16 protein-coding genes are annotated in these 18,800 nt (G+C 74.4%); 6 read left to right on the top strand and 10 right to left on the bottom strand.

The features are described from left to right. Nucleotides 1–183: 183 nt before the first annotated feature. A complete protein-coding gene (recQ, locus tag ACSNOB_RS07350; RefSeq protein WP_436685839.1) occupies nucleotides 184–2,037 on the top strand; it encodes a DNA helicase RecQ in 1,854 nt (617 codons plus the stop codon). Nucleotides 2,038–2,159: 122 nt separating this feature from the next. On the opposite strand, the gene ACSNOB_RS07345 is transcribed toward recQ, so the two are convergent. Then, nucleotides 2,160–3,005 (bottom strand): NmrA family NAD(P)-binding protein, encoded by an 846-nt coding sequence (locus ACSNOB_RS07345; protein WP_436685838.1) that lies wholly within the window; start codon nucleotides 3,003–3,005, stop codon nucleotides 2,160–2,162. Nucleotides 3,006–3,086: 81 nt separating this feature from the next. Here ACSNOB_RS07345 and ACSNOB_RS07340 point away from each other — a divergent pair, with 81 nt between their 5' ends. Next, nucleotides 3,087–3,728, top strand: coding sequence for a TetR/AcrR family transcriptional regulator (locus tag ACSNOB_RS07340; protein WP_436685837.1), 642 nt, complete (start codon nucleotides 3,087–3,089; stop codon nucleotides 3,726–3,728). Between the two features lie 134 nt (nucleotides 3,729–3,862). Here ACSNOB_RS07340 and uvrC read toward each other — a convergent pair whose 3' ends face one another. Further along, complete coding sequence (gene uvrC / locus ACSNOB_RS07335; RefSeq protein ID WP_436685836.1) at nucleotides 3,863–5,917, bottom strand: excinuclease ABC subunit UvrC; 2,055 nt, start codon at nucleotides 5,915–5,917, stop codon at nucleotides 3,863–3,865. 143 nt (nucleotides 5,918–6,060) lie between these two features. Here uvrC and ACSNOB_RS07330 point away from each other — a divergent pair, with 143 nt between their 5' ends. Further along, on the top strand, nucleotides 6,061–7,338 hold the full coding sequence (locus ACSNOB_RS07330) for an MFS transporter (RefSeq protein ID WP_436685835.1): 1,278 nt from the start codon (nucleotides 6,061–6,063) through the stop codon (nucleotides 7,336–7,338). 44 nt (nucleotides 7,339–7,382) lie between these two features. Here the strand turns inward: ACSNOB_RS07330 and ACSNOB_RS07325 are convergent, their stop codons facing one another. The 3 genes from ACSNOB_RS07325 to rsgA form a co-directional block, all read right to left on the bottom strand. After that, a complete protein-coding gene (locus tag ACSNOB_RS07325; protein ID WP_393103738.1) occupies nucleotides 7,383–7,865 on the bottom strand; it encodes a Rieske (2Fe-2S) protein in 483 nt (160 codons plus the stop codon). A 149-nt stretch (nucleotides 7,866–8,014) separates the two neighbouring features. Further along, nucleotides 8,015–10,954 (bottom strand): excinuclease ABC subunit UvrA, encoded by a 2,940-nt coding sequence (gene uvrA, locus ACSNOB_RS07320; RefSeq protein WP_436685834.1) that lies wholly within the window; start codon nucleotides 10,952–10,954, stop codon nucleotides 8,015–8,017. A gap of 415 nt (nucleotides 10,955–11,369) precedes the next feature. Beyond that, nucleotides 11,370–12,422 (bottom strand): ribosome small subunit-dependent GTPase A, encoded by a 1,053-nt coding sequence (gene rsgA / locus ACSNOB_RS07315; RefSeq protein WP_436685833.1) that lies wholly within the window; start codon nucleotides 12,420–12,422, stop codon nucleotides 11,370–11,372. 172 nt (nucleotides 12,423–12,594) lie between these two features. Here rsgA and ACSNOB_RS07310 point away from each other — a divergent pair, with 172 nt between their 5' ends. After that, on the top strand, nucleotides 12,595–13,311 hold the full coding sequence (locus ACSNOB_RS07310; RefSeq protein WP_436685832.1) for a maleylpyruvate isomerase family mycothiol-dependent enzyme: 717 nt from the start codon (nucleotides 12,595–12,597) through the stop codon (nucleotides 13,309–13,311). Nucleotides 13,312–13,319: 8 nt separating this feature from the next. Further along, complete coding sequence (locus ACSNOB_RS07305) at nucleotides 13,320–13,973, top strand: MBL fold metallo-hydrolase (protein WP_436685831.1); 654 nt, start codon at nucleotides 13,320–13,322, stop codon at nucleotides 13,971–13,973. Nucleotides 13,974–14,040: 67 nt separating this feature from the next. Here the strand turns inward: ACSNOB_RS07305 and ACSNOB_RS07300 are convergent, their stop codons facing one another. Next, nucleotides 14,041–14,652 carry a DedA family protein gene (locus ACSNOB_RS07300; protein ID WP_436685830.1) on the bottom strand — a complete coding sequence of 204 codons (612 nt, stop codon included), beginning with the start codon at nucleotides 14,650–14,652 and terminating at the stop codon, nucleotides 14,041–14,043. 100 nt (nucleotides 14,653–14,752) lie between these two features. Then, on the bottom strand, nucleotides 14,753–15,448 hold the full coding sequence (locus tag ACSNOB_RS07295; protein WP_436685829.1) for a class I SAM-dependent methyltransferase: 696 nt from the start codon (nucleotides 15,446–15,448) through the stop codon (nucleotides 14,753–14,755). A 173-nt stretch (nucleotides 15,449–15,621) separates the two neighbouring features. On the opposite strand from ACSNOB_RS07295, the gene ACSNOB_RS07290 reads away from it, so the two are divergent. Then, on the top strand, nucleotides 15,622–15,825 hold the full coding sequence (locus ACSNOB_RS07290; RefSeq protein WP_007072071.1) for a cold-shock protein: 204 nt from the start codon (nucleotides 15,622–15,624) through the stop codon (nucleotides 15,823–15,825). A 48-nt stretch (nucleotides 15,826–15,873) separates the two neighbouring features. Here the strand turns inward: ACSNOB_RS07290 and ACSNOB_RS07285 are convergent, their stop codons facing one another. The 3 genes from ACSNOB_RS07285 to ACSNOB_RS07275 all read right to left on the bottom strand — a co-directional run bounded on the left by ACSNOB_RS07285 (nucleotide 15,874) and on the right by ACSNOB_RS07275 (nucleotide 18,743). Beyond that, nucleotides 15,874–17,196 carry an MFS transporter gene (locus ACSNOB_RS07285; RefSeq protein ID WP_436685828.1) on the bottom strand — a complete coding sequence of 441 codons (1,323 nt, stop codon included), beginning with the start codon at nucleotides 17,194–17,196 and terminating at the stop codon, nucleotides 15,874–15,876. Further along, the gene (locus ACSNOB_RS07280) at nucleotides 17,193–17,768 is read right to left on the bottom strand and encodes an ArsR/SmtB family transcription factor (protein ID WP_436685827.1); all 576 of its coding nucleotides are present in this window, start codon (nucleotides 17,766–17,768) and stop codon (nucleotides 17,193–17,195) included. Before ACSNOB_RS07280 ends, ACSNOB_RS07285 begins: the two co-directional genes overlap by 4 nt. 108 nt (nucleotides 17,769–17,876) lie before the next feature. Continuing rightward, nucleotides 17,877–18,743, bottom strand: a complete 867-nt coding sequence (locus ACSNOB_RS07275; protein ID WP_393103720.1) for a hypothetical protein — start codon at nucleotides 18,741–18,743, stop codon at nucleotides 17,877–17,879. Nucleotides 18,744–18,800: the final 57 nt, after the last annotated feature.

Genomic DNA, 18,800 nt, shown 5'->3' with positions numbered 1-18,800 from the left:
CGTACGCCCGCGGGCGGCGCGGCCCGGCGGGCTGCCGGGACACCGCGGCGGCCGGGTCCGTGCCGCCGTCGCCGACCGGCCCGTCGCCGGCAAGGCCGACGACGCGCGGCGGTTCGGAACCGGCCGGCGCGTCCCGGCGGCGTGGGCCGACCGGGTGTCGGGGGAGGTTCGTAGAATCCCCGGATGGCTTCCCCCACCGACCTGCGCGCCTCCGACGCCCTGGAGGTGCTGCGCCGGGTGTTCGGCTACGACGCCTTCCGCGGTTTCCAGCAGGAGGTGATCGACCACGTCGTGGCCGGCGGCGACGCGCTGGTCCTGATGCCGACCGGTGGCGGCAAGTCGCTGTGCTACCAGATCCCGGCGCTGGTCCGCGACGGCGTGGCGGTGGTGGTCTCGCCGCTGATCGCGCTCATGCAGGACCAGGTCGACGCGCTGACCGCGGTCGGCGTGCGGGCCGGCTTCCTGAACTCGACGCAGGACCTGGACGCCCGCCGCGCGGTGGAGCGGGCGTTCGTCGGCGGCGAACTGGACCTGCTCTACCTCGCCCCGGAGGCGCTGGGCACCCGCGGCGTGCAGCAGTTGCTCGACCGCGGCAGGATCGCCCTGTTCGCCATCGACGAGGCGCACTGCGTGTCGCAGTGGGGGCACGACTTCCGCCCCGACTACCTCGCCCTGTCGATGCTGCACGAACGCTGGCCGGACGTGCCCCGCATCGCGCTCACCGCCACCGCGACCAGCGCCACCCGCGCCGAGATCGCCACCCGGCTCAAGCTCACCGACGCCCGGCACTTCGTGGCCAGCTTCGACCGGCCCAACATCCAGTACCGCATCGTGCCCAAGCGCGAGCCGCGCAAGCAGCTGCTGAGCCTGCTGCGCGACGAGCACCCCGGCGACGCCGGCATCGTCTACTGCCTGTCCCGCGCCTCGGTGGAGAAGACGGCCGAGTTCCTCACCGCCAACGGCATCGCCGCGCTGCCCTACCACGCGGGCCTGGACGCGACGACCCGCGCGCGCAACCAGCAGCGCTTCCTGCGCGAGGAGGGCCTGGTGATGGTGGCGACCATCGCCTTCGGCATGGGCATCGACAAGCCGGACGTCCGCTTCGTCGCCCACCTCGACCTGCCCAAGTCCGTCGAGGGCTACTACCAGGAGACCGGTCGCGCCGGCCGTGACGGGCTGCCGTCGACCGCCTGGCTGGCGTACGGGCTGCAGGACGTGGTGCAGCAGCGCAAGATGATCGAGACCTCGGAGGGCGACCTCGCCCACCGGCGCAACCTCGCCGCCCACCTCGACGCGATGCTGGCGCTCTGCGAGACGGTCCGCTGCCGCCGCACCCAACTGCTCGACTACTTCGGCGAGCAGGCCACGGCCGCCTGCGGCAACTGCGACACCTGCCTGGAGCCGCCGGAGTCGTGGGACGGCACCGTGGCGGCGCAGAAGCTGCTCTCCACGGTCGCCCGGCTCGACCGGGAACGCAACCAGCGCTTCGGCGCGGGGCACTGCATCGACATCCTGCTCGGCCGGGCGACCGACAAGGTCAGCCAGTACGGCCACGACTCGCTGACCGTGTTCGGCATCGGCGGGGAGCTGCGCGAGGCCGAGTGGCGCGGCGTGGTGCGCCAACTGCTGGCCGAGGGGCTGCTGGCGGTCGAGGGCGACTACGGCACGCTGGCCCTCACCGAGGCCAGCGCGGAGGTGCTGCGCCGTCGCCGCACGGTGATGATGCGGCGCGAGCCGGAGAAGGTCGCCTCGTCCCGGGCCGCCAAGCCGCGCGGCGCGGCCACCGTCGTCGCCGAGCTGTCCCCGGCGGCGACCACGGTCTTCGAGCGGCTGCGCGCCTGGCGGGCGGCCACCGCCAAGGAACAGGGCGTCCCGGCGTACGTGATCTTCCACGACGCCACGCTGCGGCAGATCGCCACCGACGCGCCCGCGTCCCTGGCGGAGCTGTCCCGGGTCAGCGGCGTCGGCGAGAACAAGCTCGCCAAGTACGGCGAGCAGATCCTGGCCGTCCTGGCCGACGAGGTCGACCCGGGCTGACCCGCCGGTCGGCCACGCCCGCGCCACCGGGCGGGCCGTCGACCCACGCCCCCGCCGCCGGGCACCGTCGACCCCGGCCCGCGCCACCGGGCCGTGGCGGGACGCCCGGTGGTCCGACGGCGTCAGCGGAACAGGTCGGCGTGCCCGGCCACGAAGTCGGCGAGGGTACGCGGCGGGCGACCGGTCAGGTCGCGGACGGCAGTCGTCGTGCTGGCCCAACGGCCGTCACCGACGAGGCGCATCAGGGTGGCGAGGTCGTCGGCCGCGGCGGCCGGCACCCCGGCCGACCGGAGGCGCCCGGCCATGGCGGGCACCGCCAGGTCGACGTACCGCACCGGCCGGCCCAGGGTCCGGGTCAGCACCTCGGCGATCTCGTCGTGCGTCGGCGCCTCGGACCCGGTCAGCACCAGCGTCTCGTTCCCGCCCACGGGCCGGGTCAACAGGGCGGCGGCCACCGCCGCGACGTCCCTGGCGTCGATGTAGCCCACCCGGCCCGGGCCGTAGGAGCCGTGGAACCGCCCCTCTCCGTCGCCGTCGAACGTGACCTCCGTGAGGAGGTTCTGCATGAAGCCGACCGGCTGGAGGATCGACCAGGCGAGCCCGGAGCTCTTGAGGTGGGTCTCGACCTCGCCGTGCATGCCGAGCCCGAGCAGCCCACCGGGGGTGGCGCCGCGCACCGACACCTTCACGACGTGGGCGACGCCCGCCTCGGCGGCGAAATCGACGAGCCTCCGCTGCTGCGTCACGAATTCCGGCCCGAGGGAGCCGTTCATCAGCAGTCGTGCCCCCGGGACGAGAGCGCGCCTGACCGAGTCGGGATCGTCGAGGTCGCCGACGACGTAGTCGCCGCCCAGTTCCGTGCCGTGCCGGTGCTGCCGCACGAACGCCCGGCGGGGCGCTCCCCACCGATCGAGTTGCTCGACCAACGCCCGGCCGATCTGTCCGGACGCCCCGGTCACCACGATCACGACTCCCCCTAAGCGGAATATCATCCTCCGGTTGCGGGGATTATGCTAACCGGAAGACGGCGTTCCGGATAGGGGGCGGGCATGAAGATCGGCGACGCGGAGAACCCGCCGCTGCGGGCGGACGCCTCACGCAACCTCGGGAAGATCCTCGCCGCCGCCCGCACGGTGGTGGCCGAGCAGGGACTCGCCGCCCCGATGGACCTCATCGCCCGCCGGGCCGGCGTCGGCATCGGCACGCTCTACCGGCGGTTCCCCACCCGGGAGGCGCTCCTGGCCGCCGTCGCCGAGGAGTACGTGACGGACCTCGTGGCCGTCACCCGGCAGCTCGGCGAGAGCGGCCGGGACGCCCGGGCGGCCCTGCGCGGGCTGGTCGACTGGTGCGCCGACCCCGGTCGGGGCGCCCTCGCCGCCGCGTTGGCCGATCTGCCCACGCAGACCCTCCACGCCTCCCCGGCGTTCGCCCGAGCCCGCCACGAGTGGCTCGAACTCCTCGACGACCTCGTCCGCCGCGGGCAGCGGGACGGGACGGTCCGCCCCGACGTCGGCACCGGCGACGTCGTCCTGTTGCTCAACGTCTTCGCCTGCCATCCCGACCGCCTGCCGGTGCACGTCGCCGCGCAGCCCGCGCGGTACCTGCACCTCGTGTTCGACGCGCTCATGACCGGCCCGCCACACCCGGACGCCCTCCCGGGCGCGCCCGTCGACCTCGACGCCGTCCGGTAGGACGGCCGGCCTCGGCGGCGATGGCCGGCCGCAGGTCGGCGCGGACGAGCACAGCACGCGCCGCCGCGCCCTCGGCACACGTCCGCTCGGGGGTGCCCGGGCGGCGAGCGCCGCCGCCGACCCCGGCCCCCGCGTCAGCCGGCGGCGTCCGGCTTCCCCGCCTCGACGCTCCCGCCGGCGCCGCCGCGCTCTCCCGACCCGGCGCCTCCGTCGCGCTCCCCCGACCCGGCGGCACCGTCGGCCAACCGTGCGAGGATCGCCTCGGCGGTGCGCCGGCCCACGCCGGGCACCTCGGTGATCTCCTCAACGGTGGCCGCGGAGAGCCGCTTGAGCGAGCCGAAGTGCCGCAGCAGGGCCTTGCGCCGCACCTCCCCCAAGCCGGGCACCCGGTCCAGCGCCGACTCGGTCATCCGCTTGGAGCGCCGCTGCCGATGGAAGGTGATGGCGAAGCGGTGCGCCTCGTCGCGCACCCGTTGCAGCAGGTAGAGCCCTTCCGAGGTGCGGGGCAGGATGACCGGGAACTCGTCGTCGGGCAGCCAGACCTCCTCCAGCCGCTTCGCCAGGCCGCACAACGCCACGTCGTCGATGCCCAGCTCCGCGAGGGCCTGGGCCGCCGCGGCGACCTGCGGCGCGCCGCCGTCGACCACCACCAGTTGCGGCGGGTACGCGAACCTGCGCGGCCGGCCGGTGGTCGGGTCGATCAGGGCGCCCACCCGGGGCTCGTCGGGCCCCGCCTGGCCGGCCGGGGCGTCGGGGTCGTCGGCCGGCTCGACGCCCGCCTCCCCGGTCTCGGCGCGGGCGTCGAGGTAGCGGGCGAAGCGACGGCGCAGCACCTCGGACATGGCCGAGAGGTCGTCGGTGGCGCCGCGGATGATGAAGCGCCGGTATTCGCTCTTGCGGGGCAGCCCGTCCTCGAAGACGACCATGCTGGCCACCACGTCGGTGCCCTGCATCTGCGAGATGTCGAAGCACTCGATGCGCAGCGGCGACGTGCGCATGTCGAGGGCCTCGCTGATCTCGTCGAGGGCCTTGCCGCGGGTGGTCAGGTCGCCGGCGCGGCGCAGCTTGTGCCGGGCGAGCGCGTCCTTGGCGTTGCGTTCGACCGTCTCCAGCAGGGACCGCTTGTCGCCGCGCTGCGGCACCCGCAGGGAGACCCGGCTGCCCCGATGGCTGGAGAGCCAGTCGGCCAGCGCGGCGGCGTCGGCGGGCAGCTCCGGCACGAGCAGCTCGCGCGGCACGTCGGCCTCGCCCTGCTCGCCGCCGTAGACCTGGGTGCAGAAGTGGTGCACCAGGTCGCCCGTGGTCAGGTCCTCGGTCTTCTCCACCACCCAGCCGCGCTGGCCCCGGACCCGGCCGTCGCGGACGTGGAACACCTGCACGGCAGCTTCGAGGGGGTCGTCGGCGAACGCGACCACGTCGGCGTCGGTGCCGTCGCCGAGCACCACGGTCTGCTTCTCCATCGCCCGGCGCAGGGCGGCGATGTCGTCGCGCAGCCGGGCGGCCCGCTCGAACTCCAGCTGCTCGCTGGCCTCGGTCATCTCCCGTTCCAGCTTGCGGACCATGGTGTCGGTGCGGCCGGCCATGAACTCGCAGAAGCCGTCGACGATCTCGCGGTGCCGCTCCGGGGTGACGCTGCCCACGCAGGGCGCCGAACACTTGCCGATGTAGCCCAGCAGGCACGGGCGGCCGACCTGGCCGGCGCGCTTGAACACCCCGGCCGAGCAGGTGCGGGCCGGGAATACCCGCAGCAGCAGGTCGAGCGTCTCGCGGATCGCCCAGGCGTGCGAGTAGGGCCCGAAGTAGCGCACCCCCTTGCGCTTGGCGCCCCGCATCACCTGCAGGCGCGGGAACTCCTCGTCGAGGGTCACCGCCAGGTAGGGGTAGGACTTGTCGTCGCGGTAGCGGACGTTGAAGCGCGGGTCGTACTGCTTGATCCAGGTGTATTCGAGCTGGAGCGCCTCGACCTCGGTGCCGACCGTGACCCAGTCCACCGACTCGGCGGTGGTGACCATCTGCTGGGTGCGCTGGTGCAGGCCCCAGAGGTCGGCGAAGTAGGAGTTGAGCCGGCTGCGCAGGTTCTTCGCCTTGCCGACGTAGATCACCCGGCCGGTGCCGTCGCGGAAGCGGTAGACCCCCGGAGACTCCGGGATGGTGCCGGGCGCGGGACGGTAGGTCGAGGGGTCAGCCACGGCAGCAAGCCTAGTCCGCGCCCCCGACAGCTCCCGCGCACGAGCGCGGTCGCCGCCCCGGCGGCCGACCGGTTATCCGGGTGCCGCCGGCGGCGTCCCCGGATAGCATCCGCCAGCCGGGCCGACGCGAGGGGGCGCAGGACATGGGCACGGATCGGGCCGGGCGCAGCCGAGGGGGTGCCGTCCTCGTGGCGGCGCTCACCGTCGACTCGGTCGGCAACGGGCTGTTCATGCCGCTGTCGCTGGTCTACTTCCTGCACCTGACCGACGTGCCCCTGGCGCTGCTCGGGGTGCTGCTCAGCGCCGCGACCGTGCTCACCCTCCCGGTGCCGCTGTGGGCCGGGGCGCTGGCGGACCGGGTGGGCGCCCTGCCGGTGGTCGTCGCCGCCCAACTGCTCCAGGCCGCCGGTTACCTGGCGTACGCCTGGGTGCGGGGACCGGTGGGGGTCTTCGTCGCGGCGGCGCTGGTCGCGGTCGGCGTGCGGTTCTTCTGGTCCGCGGTCTTCACGGCCGTCGCCGACTACGCCGACGGCAGCCCCGGCACCTGGACCCGCGACACCTGGTACGCGGTCAGCAACGGCGCGCGTACCGCCGGGCTCGCGGTGGGCGGCCTGGTCACCGGGGTGGTGGTGGCCGACGGGCGGGCGGGCACCTACCGGGCGGTGGCGTACGCGGCGGCGGCCTGCTTCGCCCTCGCCGGGGTGCTCATCGCCGCGTGCGTGCGCACCCCGGCCGCCGCCGACCGGTCGGCGGGTCCGCGGCGGGGCGGGTACGCCGCGCTGGCCCGCGACCGCGCCTTCCTGGCGCTCATCGGACTGAACACCGTCTTCGCGCTGACCAGCATGATGCTCGGCCTGGCGCTGCCCACGGTGATGCTCACGGACGCGCGGGGGCCGGCGTGGCTGACCTCGGCCATCCTCGCCGGCAACGCGTTCCTCGTCGCCCTGCTCTCCGCGCCCGTCGGCACGCGCCTGCCGCGCCACCGCCGGACCCGCGCGATCACGCTGGCGGCGGCGCTGTGGACGGCCTGGGGCCTGGCCATGGCGACGGTCGGCCCCGGCCGGCTCGGCACCGTGGCCGCGCTGCTGGCCACGGCCACGCTGCTGTTCACCGTGGCGGAGGTGGTGCACGCGCCGGCGTCCGCCGCGCTGGCCGCGGCCGCGGCGCCGGTCGCCGCCCGCGGCCGCTACCTGGCGGCCTTCCAGTACTCCTTCGCGCTCGCCTCGCTGGTCGCGCCGGCCTTCTTCGCCACCCTGTACGAGGTCGACAGCGCCGCGCCCTGGCTGGCCCTGGCGCTGCTCAACGCCGCTGGCGCGGCCGGCGTCCTGGCGCTGGAGCGGCACCTGCCGCCGGGCGCCCTCCGGGAGCAGCCGGCCGTCGGTCGCCGGGCGGCGGCCGACGCGGGCGCCGGGACGCGATGACGCCGGCCGGCGGCCCGGTCAGGTCGCCGGCCGCGGCGCGCCGGTCAGGCGAGCGAGATCTGGTCGCCCGTGACCTTGATGTTCTTCGCCGGGAGGGGCCTGGTGGCGGGGCCGCCCTTCACCGACCCGTCCTCGATGGAGAACTTGCTGAAGTGGCAGGTGCAGTTGATCGTGCCGCCGTCGACGTTCGTCACCGGGCAGTTCTGGTGGGTGCAGATCGAGTCGAACGCCTTGAACTGGCCCGCGGTCGGCTGCGTGATGACCACGCCCTGGGCGGGGAAGACGGCGCCGCCGCCGACCGGGATGTCGGCGGTGCGGGCCAGCGACTGCGCGCCCTCGCGGTCGCCGCCACCGGCGTCGCCCGTGCTGGGCACCGGCGGGCCGCCGCTGGTCGGGGCCGCGCCGCCGTCGGGGTCGTCGCTGCCGCAGGCGGCGAGGACCACCGCCGCGCCGACCGCGCCCACGCCCGTGAGAAGGGCACGCCGCGTCTGCGTCGCCGGCCCGGTCAGCTCCTGCTCGTCACTCATGCCTCGCCTCTCTCTCGGCTGCCGCCGCCCAGTCATGATCCGCGGCCGCACTCGGGTACACGGATCACTGTGCCCGACGGTTCACCCGATCGGCGACCGCCGGGAGCCCCGGACGGGCCGGGAGCCCCGTCCGGGTCACGCCACGGGCGTCAGCGGGCGCCGGCCGGGACCTTCCGCGCGCGGGACTTCGCGCCGTTGGCCTTGGCCGCCCGCGAGGTGGCCCCCGCCGCGCCCTTGGCCTCGCCGTCGAGCTTGAGCACCTGCCGCAGGAACTGCCCGGTGTGGCTCTCGGGCACCTCGGCGACCTCCTCCGGGGTGCCGGTGGCGAGCACCGTGCCGCCCCGGTGGCCGCCCTCGGGGCCCATGTCGATCAGCCAGTCGGCGGACTTGATCACGTCGAGGTTGTGCTCGATGGTGATCACCGTGTTGCCCTTGTCGACCAGCCCCTCCAACACCATCAGCAGCTTGCGGATGTCCTCGAAGTGCAGGCCGGTGGTCGGCTCGTCCAGCACGTAGACCGTCCGGCCGGTGGAGCGCTTCTGCAACTCCGAGGCGAGCTTGACCCGCTGCGCCTCGCCGCCGGACAGCGTGGGCGCGGGCTGGCCGAGCCGGACGTAGCCGAGGCCGACGTCGACCAGCGTCTTGAGGTGCCGGTGGATGGCCGGGATGGCGGAGAAGAACTCGGCCGCCTCCTCGATCGGCATCTCCAGCACGTCGGAGACGGTCTTGCCCTTGTAGTGCACCTCCAGGGTCTCCCGGTTGTAGCGGGCGCCCTTGCAGACCTCGCACGGGACGTACACGTCGGGCAGGAAGTTCATCTCGATCTTGATCGTGCCGTCGCCGGAGCACGCCTCGCAGCGGCCACCCTTGACGTTGAACGAGAACCGGCCCGGGCCGTACCCGCGAACCTTGGCCTCGGTGGTCTCGGCGAAGAGCTTGCGGACGTGGTCCCAGACCCCGGTGTAGGTGGCCGGATTGGACCGCGGCGTACGCCCGATCGGCGACTGGTCGACGCCGACCACCTTGTCGACGTGCTCCAGCCCGGAGACCCGGGTGTGCCGCCCGGGGACCAGCCGCGCGCCGTTGATCTGGTTCGCCAGCACCGCGTAGAGGATGTCGTTGACCAGCGTGGACTTGCCCGAGCCGCTGACCCCGGTGACCGCGATGAGCTGGCCGAGCGGGAACGAGACGGTCAGGTTGCGCAGGTTGTGCTCACGCGCGCCGTGCACGACCAACTCCCGGCCCGGGGTCTGCGGGCGGCGCTGCCGCGGCGTGGGGATGGACCGGCGGCCGGACAGGTACGCGCCGGTCACCGACTCCGGGTTCTCCAGCAGCGCCGGCACCGAGCCGCTGTGCACGATCTTGCCGCCGTGCTCGCCGGCGCCGGGGCCGATGTCGACGATCCAGTCGGCGGTGCGGATGGTGTCCTCGTCGTGCTCGACCACGATCAGCGTGTTGCCCAGGCCGCGCAGCCGGACCAGGGTCTCGATCAGCCGGTGGTTGTCCCGCTGGTGCAGCCCGATCGACGGCTCGTCGAGCACGTAGAGCACCCCGACGAGGCCGGAGCCGATCTGGGTGGCCAGCCGGATGCGCTGCGCCTCGCCGCCGGAGAGAGTGCCGGCCGGGCGGTCCAGGGAGAGGTAGTCCAGGCCGACGTCGAGCAGGAACTTCAGCCGGGCGTTGATCTCCTTCAGCACCCGCTCGGCGATCATCTTCTGCCGGTCGGTCAGCTCGATGCCGGCGAGGAGGTCGGCGGCCTCGCCGACGGAGAGGTTGCAGACCTCGGCGATGCTCTTGCCCGCCAGGGTCACCGCGAGCACCTCGGGCTTGAGCCGGGCGCCGCCGCAGGCCGCGCAGGGCACGTCCCGCATGTAGCCCTCGTACTTCTCCCGTGACCACTCCGACTCGGTGTCGGTGTGCCGGCGCTCGATCCACTGCACCACGCCCTCGAAGCCGGTGTAGTAGGAGCGCTCGCGGCCGAACTTGTTGCGGTAGCGCACGTGCACCTGGTCGTCGGAGCCGTGCAGGATCGTCTTCTGCGCCCGCGACGGCAGGGCCCGCCACGGGGTGTCGACGTCGAAGTGCTCCGCCTGGCCGAGGGCCTCAAGCAGGCGGAGGAAGTATTCCAGGTTGTGCCCGGTCGACCAGGGCTGGATCGCGCCCTCGCGCAGGGTGCGCTCCGGGTCGGGGACGACCAGCTCGGGGTCGACCTCCTTCTTGGTGCCGAGGCCGGTGCACTCGGGGCACGCGCCGTAGGGCGCGTTGAAGGAGAAGACCCGGGGCTCCAGGTCCTCGATGGCGAGCGGGTGGTCGTTGGGGCAGGCCAGGTGCTCGGAGTAGCGCCGCTCGCGCTCCGGGTCGCCCTCGGGCAGGTCGACGAAGTCGAGCAGGACGAGGCCGTTGGACAGGCCCAGGGCGGCCTCGACCGAGTCGGTCAGCCGCTGCTTGGCGCTGGGCTTGACGGTGAGCCGGTCGATCACCACCTCGATGGTGTGCTTCTCCTGCTTCTTCAGCTTCGGCGGCTCGGTCAGCGGATGCACCACGCCGTCGACCCGGGCCCGGGCGTAGCCCTTGGCCTGGAGTTCGGCGAAGAGGTCGACGTACTCGCCCTTGCGGCCGCGCACCACCGGCGCGAGCACCATGAACCGGGTGCCCTCGGCCATGGCGAGGACCCGGTCGACGATCTGCTGCGGGGTCTGCCGGGAGATCCGCTCGCCGCAGACCGGGCAGTGCGGCTCGCCGATGCGGGCGAAGAGCAGCCGGAGGTAGTCGTAGACCTCCGTGATGGTGCCCACCGTCGAGCGCGGGTTGCGCGAGGTGGACTTCTGGTCGATGGAGACGGCCGGGCTCAGGCCCTCGATGAAGTCGACGTCCGGCTTGTCCATCTGGCCGAGGAACTGCCGTGCGTACGACGACAGCGACTCCACGTAGCGGCGCTGCCCCTCGGCGAAGATCGTGTCGAAGGCCAGGCTCGACTTGCCCGACCCGGAGAGCCCGGTGAAGACGATCAGGGCGTCCCGGGGCAGGTCGAGACTGACGTCACGCAGGTTGTGCTCGCGCGCGCCACGGATGATCAGTCGGTCGGCCACTGTCCGTGTACTCCCGGGTGAAGAAGATGAGGAGGAAATGTCCGCTCTGAGGTTGGTCTGAGCGGTTGTCTGCGCGCAGGAAAGGCGCCCCGGCAACTCTAGCCCCGTGGTACGACACTTTTCCCGGCCGGCACGTTCCCCCAGCTCAGCCCGGTCGGCCGGGGCCGCGGCACGCCCCCGGAACGGCCGGCCGCCCCCGCCGCGGAGCGTCCGGTCGACCGGGGCCGCCGCAACGCCCCGGAACGGCCGACCGCCCCCGCGGAGCGTCCGCGGCGGGTCACCCGCCGCACCGTCGACCGACGCGGGGGCGGGCGGGGCAGCTCGCCGCCCCGCCCGCCCCCGCAAGCTCCCGTCAACGGCGGGCGGCCCCACGTCGCGCCGAACCTCGCAGGCGGGCAGGCGGGCGCGCCGGACGTCAGGGGCGGGCGGCCCGACGGCGCGCCGAACGCCAGCCGCCGCGCCGCTCGGCGGCCAGCCGCGCCTCCCGCCGCCGGCTCTCGTACGCGACCTCCCGCTGCAGCCGCCGCCAGCTCTCCCAGCGCCGCACCGGCAGTTCGCCGCTCTCCAGCGCCTCGCGCACCGCGCAGCCGGGTTCCCCGTCGTGCCCGCAGTCGCCGTACCGGCAGCCGGCGGCCAGCTCGGCGATGTCGGCGAACGCCCGGTCCAGCCCCGCCGAGCCGTCCAGCAGGCCGACCGCCCGTACCCCCGGGGTGTCCAGCACGGCGCCGCCACCCGGCACCGGGACCAGCGCCCGCCAGGTGGTGGTGTGCCGGCCCTTGCCGTCCACCCGCCGGATCGCCTGGGTGGGCATCACCGTCGCCCCGGCCAGCGCGTTGACCAGGCTCGACTTGCCGGCGCCGGACGGGCCGAGCAGGCCGAGCGTGCGGCCCGGCGCCACCTCGGCGCGCAGCGGCTCCAGCCCGGTGCCGCGCTCGGCGCTGACGGCCAGCACCGGCACCCCCGGGGCGACCGCGGTGAGCTGGCGGGCCACCGCCTCCGGGTCGGCGGCCAGGTCGGCCTTGGTGAGCACGACCAGCGGCCGGGCGCCCGACTCGTGCGCCAGGGACAGCAGCCGCTCGATCCGGCCGATGTCCGGCTCCGGGTGCACCGGCTCCACCACGGCGGCGGCGTCCAGGTTGGCGGCCAGCACCTGGCCGCTGGCGTCCTTGCCGGCGGTCCGCCGGACCAGGGCGGTACGCCGCGGCAGCACCGCCTCCACGGTCACGTTCCGGTCCGGCCAGGTGCCCAGCAGCACCCAGTCCCCCGCGCAGGGCAGGCGGGTCAGGTCGCGGGCGGCGTCGGCCAGGACCGCCCCGCCCAGGGTGGCGCGGACCGGACCGTCCGCGCAGAGCACGGTGCAGACGCCCCGGTCCACCCGGGCCACCCGGCCCGGACGGTGGTCGCTGCGCCGTCGCAGAAGTGCCGCCCGGTCGGCGTCCCAGCCGAGGGCGGTGAGATCGATGGTCATGGCATCCTCATCGGTGTCGGAGTGAGTGGTGCACGCGTGCTGCGACCGGCAACGTCACCACCTCCTCCCGGCCTCCCGGTGCCGCGTCCGTCGCCGACGGTAGGGCGCGCGGCGACGCGCCGAAAGCGATTTCCCCGGCGACGCGGGGCGGCCCGGCGACTAGGGTCATCACGTGACCACTGATCCGCTCCTGCTGACCGGCGAGGTGGACGCGGCCACGGACCGCCTGCTGCGGACCGCGGCCACCTTCGACAGCGCGGACATCGCCGCCGCGTCGCTGCTGCCGGGCTGGACCCGGGGGCACGTGCTGGCGCACCTGGCCCGCAACGCCGACGGATTCGTCAACCTGCTCACCGCCGCCCGCACCGGCGAGCCCGTCCCGATGTACGCCTCCGCGGCGGCGCGGGACGCCGACATCGAGGCCGGCGCTCCCCGGCCGCCCGCCGCCCACCTCGACGACCTGCGCCGCTCGGCCGACCGGTTCGCCGAGGCGGTCCGGGCGATGCCGGTCGAGGCGTGGGCGGCCACGGTCCAGACGCGGCGCGGTCCCTGGCCGGCGGCCATGCTGGTCTGGGGCCGGCTGCGCGAGATCGAGGTGCACCACGTGGACCTCGACGCCGGGCACCGGCCGGCGGACTGGCCCGAGGCGTTCGGCCACCGGCTGCTGCACGAGGTGGCCGGCGACCTCGCCGCCCGGGCCGACGTGCCGCCGATGGTGCTGCGCTTCGACGGCAGCCGGCACGAACTGGTCGTCGGCGACCGGGCGGCCGCGCCCACGGTCACCGGCTCCGCCCCCGAACTCGCCGCCTGGCTGATCGGCCGCAGCCCCGGCACCGTGCTGGCCGTCACCCCGGACGGCCCGCTGCCGCAACCACCGGAATGGATATAGGCAACCTCATGACCTACAGCGGAGACGTCACGCCCGGCGGCGCGCCGGCCGTACGTGAGCTCGACGCGCTCACCATCACCAAGATGTCGGTGGGCCCGATGGACAACAACGCCTACCTGCTGCGTTGCCGGGCCACCGGCGAGCAGGTGCTGATCGACGCGGCCAACGAGGCGCCCCGACTGCTCGACCTGGTCGGCGACGCGGGGCTGGCCAGCGTGGTCACCACCCACCAGCACATGGACCACTGGGTGGCGCTGGAGGAGGTGGTCGCCAAGACGGGTGCCCGGGCTCTGGTGCACGCCGACGACGCGGCGGGGCTGCCGATCGAAGCGGAGACGCTGGCCGACGGGGACACCGTGCCGGTGGGCGACTGCGCGCTGGAGGTCATCCACATCAAGGGGCACACGCCCGGCTCGATCGCGCTGCTCTACCGCGACCCGGCCGGGACGCCGCACCTCTTCACCGGCGACAGCCTCTTCCCCGGCGGGGTCGGCAACACCGACAAGGACCCGCAGCGGTTCGCCGCGCTGATCGACGACGTCGAGCACAAGCTCTTCGACCGGCTGCCCGACGAGACGTGGTTCTACCCGGGCCACGGCAAGGACAGCACGCTCGGCGCGGAGCGCCCGGCGCTGCCCCAGTGGCGCGCCCGGGGCTGGTGAGCCCCAGCGGGGCCGGGCGCGATCCGCGCCCGGCCCCCCCCCCCCCCGCTCCCCCCGTGGGCGACGGTCAGGCCCCCGTGACCGCCCGCAGCCGACGCCGCGTGCCCATCAGCACCACCCCCGCCAGCAGCAGCCCGACCGCCATGGTGACCAGCAGCGGGCTGGACTCCCCGGGCAGCAGCCCGGCCAGCGACCGCGAGGCGCTGCCCAGCGCCAGGTAGAGCCCCGCCCACGCCGCCGCCCCGAGCGTCGCGGAGCCGAGGAAGCGCCGGTACGACATCCGCAGCCCGCCCGCCGCCAGCGGCAGCAGCGCGTTGAACACAGGCAGGAACGGCGCGATCAGCACCATCCGGCCGCCCCCGCGCCGAAGGATCCCCTCCGCCGCCGCCCAGCGCTCCTCGCCGATCCACCCGCCGATCCGGCTGTGCCGCAGCCGGTCCCCGTAGCGGCGGCCGGCGAGGAAGCTCAGCGACCATCCGGAGAGGCAGCCGGCCACCACGACGGTGAAGGTGGCGAGGCCGGTCATCGGCCCGCCGACCCCCATGGCGGCCAGGATCGCCACGTCGCCGGGGACCAGCACCCCGAGCAGCGGCACGGCGTCGAAGAGCATCACCACCCCGAGCACCCCCATCAGCAGGGTGGTGGGGAGCTCTCCGACCTGGGCCAGCCAATCCGTCATGCCCCGTACGCTATGGCCGCCCGGCCACCGCGGGCATCGGGTCCGATCCCCCACCGCCCCCTGGTATCGGGCTCGGGGTCGACCCTGAGAGGCCCCCCCGTCACCGGGGCCGCAGCACCTGCACCCGCCGGACGGACGAGTCGACGGAGGGTTCGGTGGTCGGCACGGGGTAGCTCGCCACGGCCGCCAGCACGCCCGGGGGCAGGTGCCCCCGCCCGGGATCGCCGACCAGCACGTCGGCGCCGGTGGCGGCGGCCCTGCGCAGGAAGGGCAGCACCCGCGCCGCCATCGCCTCGTCGTAGAGCACGTCCCCGGCCACCAGGAGGTCCACCCCGGCCGGGTCGGTGTCGAGCAGGTCGCCGCCGGTGGCCGCGACCGCCACCCCGTTGGCGCGGGCGTTGACGGTCACCGCCGCGACCGCGTACGGGTCGATGTCGTTGGCGACGACGCGGTCGGCGCCGGCGAGCGCGGCGGCGATCGCCACCAGGCCGGACCCGGCGGCCAGGTCGAGCACCCGGCGCCCGGCGGCGAGGTCGGGGTGGTCGAGCAGGTAGCGGGCGAGGGCCTGCCCGCCGGCCCAGACCGAGGCCCAGTACGGCGGCGGCAGGGGGTGCCCGGCGTGCGCTTCCATCCGCGCCCACCAGACGATGGCGTCCTCGGCCAGGTGCAGCCGCACCTCCGGCACGAACGGGATCCGCACCAGCCGGAGCCGGTCCAGCCCGCCGCCCGGAGCGTCGATCTCCCGCTCCAACTCGGTCAGCGCGTCGGCCGTGGCACCTCTCACCGGCGCAAGCATGCCCCAGTCAGCGGGTCGCCGCGCCGCTTTCACACACGGGCCCCGAGAGTTCACCACGCCGCCTACGGCACTTCGGCCAGCGAATCGGCGCTCGGGCGGTTACTGTCGGGGTGGTACCGGGCGATCATCGGTCTTCGACCGCGGGTCACCCGCTTTGGAACAGGGAGAGATGCATGGCAACCGGCACGGTTAAGTGGTTCAACTCGGAAAAGGGCTTCGGCTTCATCGAGCAGGACGGCGGAGGGCCGGACGTCTTCGTCCACTACTCGGCCATCGCGACGAGCGGTTACCGGGAGCTGAACGAGGGCCAGAAGGTCGAGTTCGAGGTGACCCAGGGGCAGAAGGGTCCGCAGGCGGACAACGTCCGCCCGATGTAGATCCGTGCCGGTGGCGGGGGCCGGGAGCCGGCCGCCGCCGCAGCGCGTTCAGGGCAGCTCCGGCGCGACGGGCAGGTCCCGTCGCCGCCGTAGCGGCCCGACCAGCAGGATCACCGGGGTGAGCGCCAGCCAGCCGGTCATCACCGCGATCGCGGTGCCGGCCCCGTAGGCCGCGCCGACCGCCCCGGACAGCAGCGCGGCGAGCGGGATCGTGCCGTAGTTGAGCATGTGCATGCTCACCGTCACGCGGCCCAGCAGGTGGTGTGGGGTGTAGGTCTGCCGGAAGCTGCCCTTGAGCACGTTGCCGACGGCCACCCCGAGGCTGACCAGCATGCCGCCGATCGCCGGCAGGGCCAGTCGCCCGCCGGGGCCGGCGAGCGGGATCAGCAGCGCCGTCGGGCCGGTGAGCATCCCCGCCAGCAGCATGGCCCGGGCGGTGCCGAGCCGCCGGCCGAGCCTGGTGGCCAGCAGCGCGCCGGCGATGCCGCCGAGGCTCATCACCGCGACCAACGCGCCCACCGACGCGGGTGCGAGGCGCGCCTCCCGCACGAGGAAGACCACCAGGACGGCCTGGTAGCCGACCAGTCCCACGTTGCTGGCCGCGCCGAAGACGGCGAGCACCCGCAGGTACGGGTCGCGGGCGACGAACCGGATCCCCTCCCCGATCTCCCGGCGCAGCGACCGGGACCGGTCGACGCGCTCGGGGCGCTTCTCGACGGTGCGGATGCGCAGCAGGCACACCGCGGAGAACAGGAAGCTCAGCGCGTCGAGCAGCAGCGCGGCGACCGCGCCGACGACCTGCGCGACCACGCCGGCGATCCCGGGGCCGAGCACGTAGCTCGCGGTCTGGGTGGCCTGGAGCTTGGCGTTGCCCTCCGGCACCTGCTCGGGGCGCAGCAGCACGGGCAGGTAGACCTGGTCGGCCGTCTCGAAGAAGACCCGGGCCAGGCCGGCACCCAGCGCGACCGCCAACAGTTGCGCCACGGTCAGCGCGCCGAGCGCGGCGGCGACGGGGACGCTGAGGAACAGCAGCGCGGAGACCAGGTCGCAGGCGACCATCACGGGCCGGCGCGGCAGCCGATCCACCCAGGCGCCGGCGGGCAGGCCGACGAGCAGCCACGGCAGCCAGGCGGCGGCGGTGAGCACCGCGACGCCGAAGGTGCCGGTGTCGAGCACCGTCACCGCGACCAGGGGCAGCGCCACGGTGGTGACGTTGCTGCCGATGGCGCTGGCCGTCTGCCCGGCCCAGAGCAGCCGGAAGTCCCGGTGCCGCAGCAGGCCACCGCGCCGTGCCGCCGGGGCCGCGGGCTCCGGCCGTGGCGCGCGGGCGTCGGGGGTACGGGGTGGCGCGACGCCGGCGGGCGGCGTCACGGGGTGGCCGGGATGCCGTAGGCGAACAGGAAGACCGGTTCGCGTCGTCGCCCGTCGTCGGGCACCTCCCGGTCGGCCCACCGGGTGAGCAGGTCGTTCATCTCTCGATCGAGCTGCGCCAGCTCCTCCGGGGTCAGGCGCAGCCACCGGTCCATGGAGAACGGCCCCTGCCCCCAGGCCGCCTGGGTGGCGTCGTCGGCCGCGTACCACGCGCGAACCAGGGCGGCGTGCCGCTCCAGGTTGAGCGAGACGGCCGCGTCGGCGACGGCCCGGTCGGCGGGGTCGGCCTCGAAGTCCGACCGGGACCAGCGCAGGCCGCGGCTGACCAGGCGCCACCATCGTTCCCGGCGGTCGCGGGCCAGCTCGGGCGCCTCCTCCACCAGTTCGGCGCCGGCCAGCACCTTGAGGTGGTGGCTGACGTTCGCCGGCGCCTGGTCGGTCCGCTCGGCGAGCAGGCCGACGGTCGAGGGGCCGTGCACCTTGAGCACGTCCATCAGCCGACGGCGCAGCGGGTGGGACAGCGCGGCGAGGACCCGGGAGTCGGTGACCTGGCGCACGTCGGGATTCGTCATGCCGCCAGTCTGGCATTGGCAACGACAGTTGCGCAACAGTCATTGCGCAACCGTCGTTGCCGGCTTCGGCCGTCCCCCGGCCCGCCCGACGGATTCGGGGACGTCGGCTCAGGCGGCCAGCCGGCGGGCCAACTCGTCGGCGACCTGCTTGGCCATGGTGGCGGGGATCGCCGCGGCGATCTTGTCGGGGGTGAGCGTGGCCAGGACGCCCGTCACGATCGCCTGCTCGTCGGTGAAGTCCTTGTTGGACAGCGCGGTGAGCTGCGCGGCGACCGTGTCGAGCCGCTGCATCGTGTAGTCCAGCTTCGCCACGAGGCTGTTGCTGGCCGTCGCGGGGCCGCCCGCGTCGGGGTCGACGCTGCGCCCCATGCTCGACCCGCCGTAGAACATGCCGACATAGATGCTGTTGATCTGACTCTCGGCCTGTGCGCTCATGTCGTCCTCCAGGAGTCCGATGGTGGTCAGGTAGCGGCGGAACAGCGGCGTCTGGTCGCGGTTCGCCTTGATCGAGTCGCGGAAGAAGCTGAAGTGGGTGTGCCACAGGTGGGAGTTGTCCCCGCTGCTGCGCCTGCGGAGCCGGTCCCAGCGCCGCACGACCGCGCCGTCGGGCGAATAGATGATCTCCCTGATGTCCCGGCTGTCCGGGGTGTTGGCGACGCACTGCGCCACGCACCAGTTGGAGAAGGTGTGCAGGTCATGCGTGCGGCCGCCGGCGCGGACCTGGAAGAGGCCGACGTCGAGCGCGGCCGCGTCGAGGGTGAGGCCGGCGGAGTCCCGGGGCGACTCGACGACGGAGTAGTCGTTGGTCACCACCCGGTCGGAGCCGCAGTGGTAGCCGCCCCGGTGGGCGGGGTCGCCGACGATGCCGACCTCGGCGGGTTCGAGGTCCTGGCTCCGGACGGTGTCGGGGTCGATGTTGAGGTGGTCGAGCAGCAGACGGCGGACGGTCAGCAGGTTCTCGGGTGCCCGCGTCATGGGTTCCCCCTTGCGGATGGTCGGGGGCCGGGCATGACGGTGACACCGCGTAGGCGG

Origin of the sequence: Micromonospora sp. URMC 106, assembly GCF_051386395.1 — a bacterium.
GTDB lineage: Bacteria > Actinomycetota > Actinomycetes > Mycobacteriales > Micromonosporaceae > Micromonospora.
The sequence above is the reverse complement of the archived record's forward strand: the minus strand, read 5'-3'. Positions and strand labels throughout refer to the sequence as shown.

Coding starts and splice junctions, on each gene's coding strand:
- ACSNOB_RS07300 (WP_436685830.1), bottom strand. CDS start 14,652: ATGACGGATTGGCTGGCCCAGGTCGGAGAGCTCCCCACCACCCTGCTG.
- ACSNOB_RS07340 (WP_436685837.1), top strand. CDS start 3,087: ATGAAGATCGGCGACGCGGAGAACCCGCCGCTGCGGGCGGACGCCTCA.
- ACSNOB_RS07280 (WP_436685827.1), bottom strand. CDS start 17,768: ATGACGAATCCCGACGTGCGCCAGGTCACCGACTCCCGGGTCCTCGCC.
- ACSNOB_RS07290 (WP_007072071.1), top strand. CDS start 15,622: ATGGCAACCGGCACGGTTAAGTGGTTCAACTCGGAAAAGGGCTTCGGC.
- ACSNOB_RS07295 (WP_436685829.1), bottom strand. CDS start 15,448: ATGCTTGCGCCGGTGAGAGGTGCCACGGCCGACGCGCTGACCGAGTTG.
- ACSNOB_RS07330 (WP_436685835.1), top strand. CDS start 6,061: ATGGGCACGGATCGGGCCGGGCGCAGCCGAGGGGGTGCCGTCCTCGTG.
- rsgA (WP_436685833.1), bottom strand. CDS start 12,422: ATGACCATCGATCTCACCGCCCTCGGCTGGGACGCCGACCGGGCGGCA.
- ACSNOB_RS07305 (WP_436685831.1), top strand. CDS start 13,320: ATGACCTACAGCGGAGACGTCACGCCCGGCGGCGCGCCGGCCGTACGT.
- recQ (WP_436685839.1), top strand. CDS start 184: ATGGCTTCCCCCACCGACCTGCGCGCCTCCGACGCCCTGGAGGTGCTG.
- ACSNOB_RS07325 (WP_393103738.1), bottom strand. CDS start 7,865: ATGAGTGACGAGCAGGAGCTGACCGGGCCGGCGACGCAGACGCGGCGT.
- ACSNOB_RS07275 (WP_393103720.1), bottom strand. CDS start 18,743: ATGACGCGGGCACCCGAGAACCTGCTGACCGTCCGCCGTCTGCTGCTC.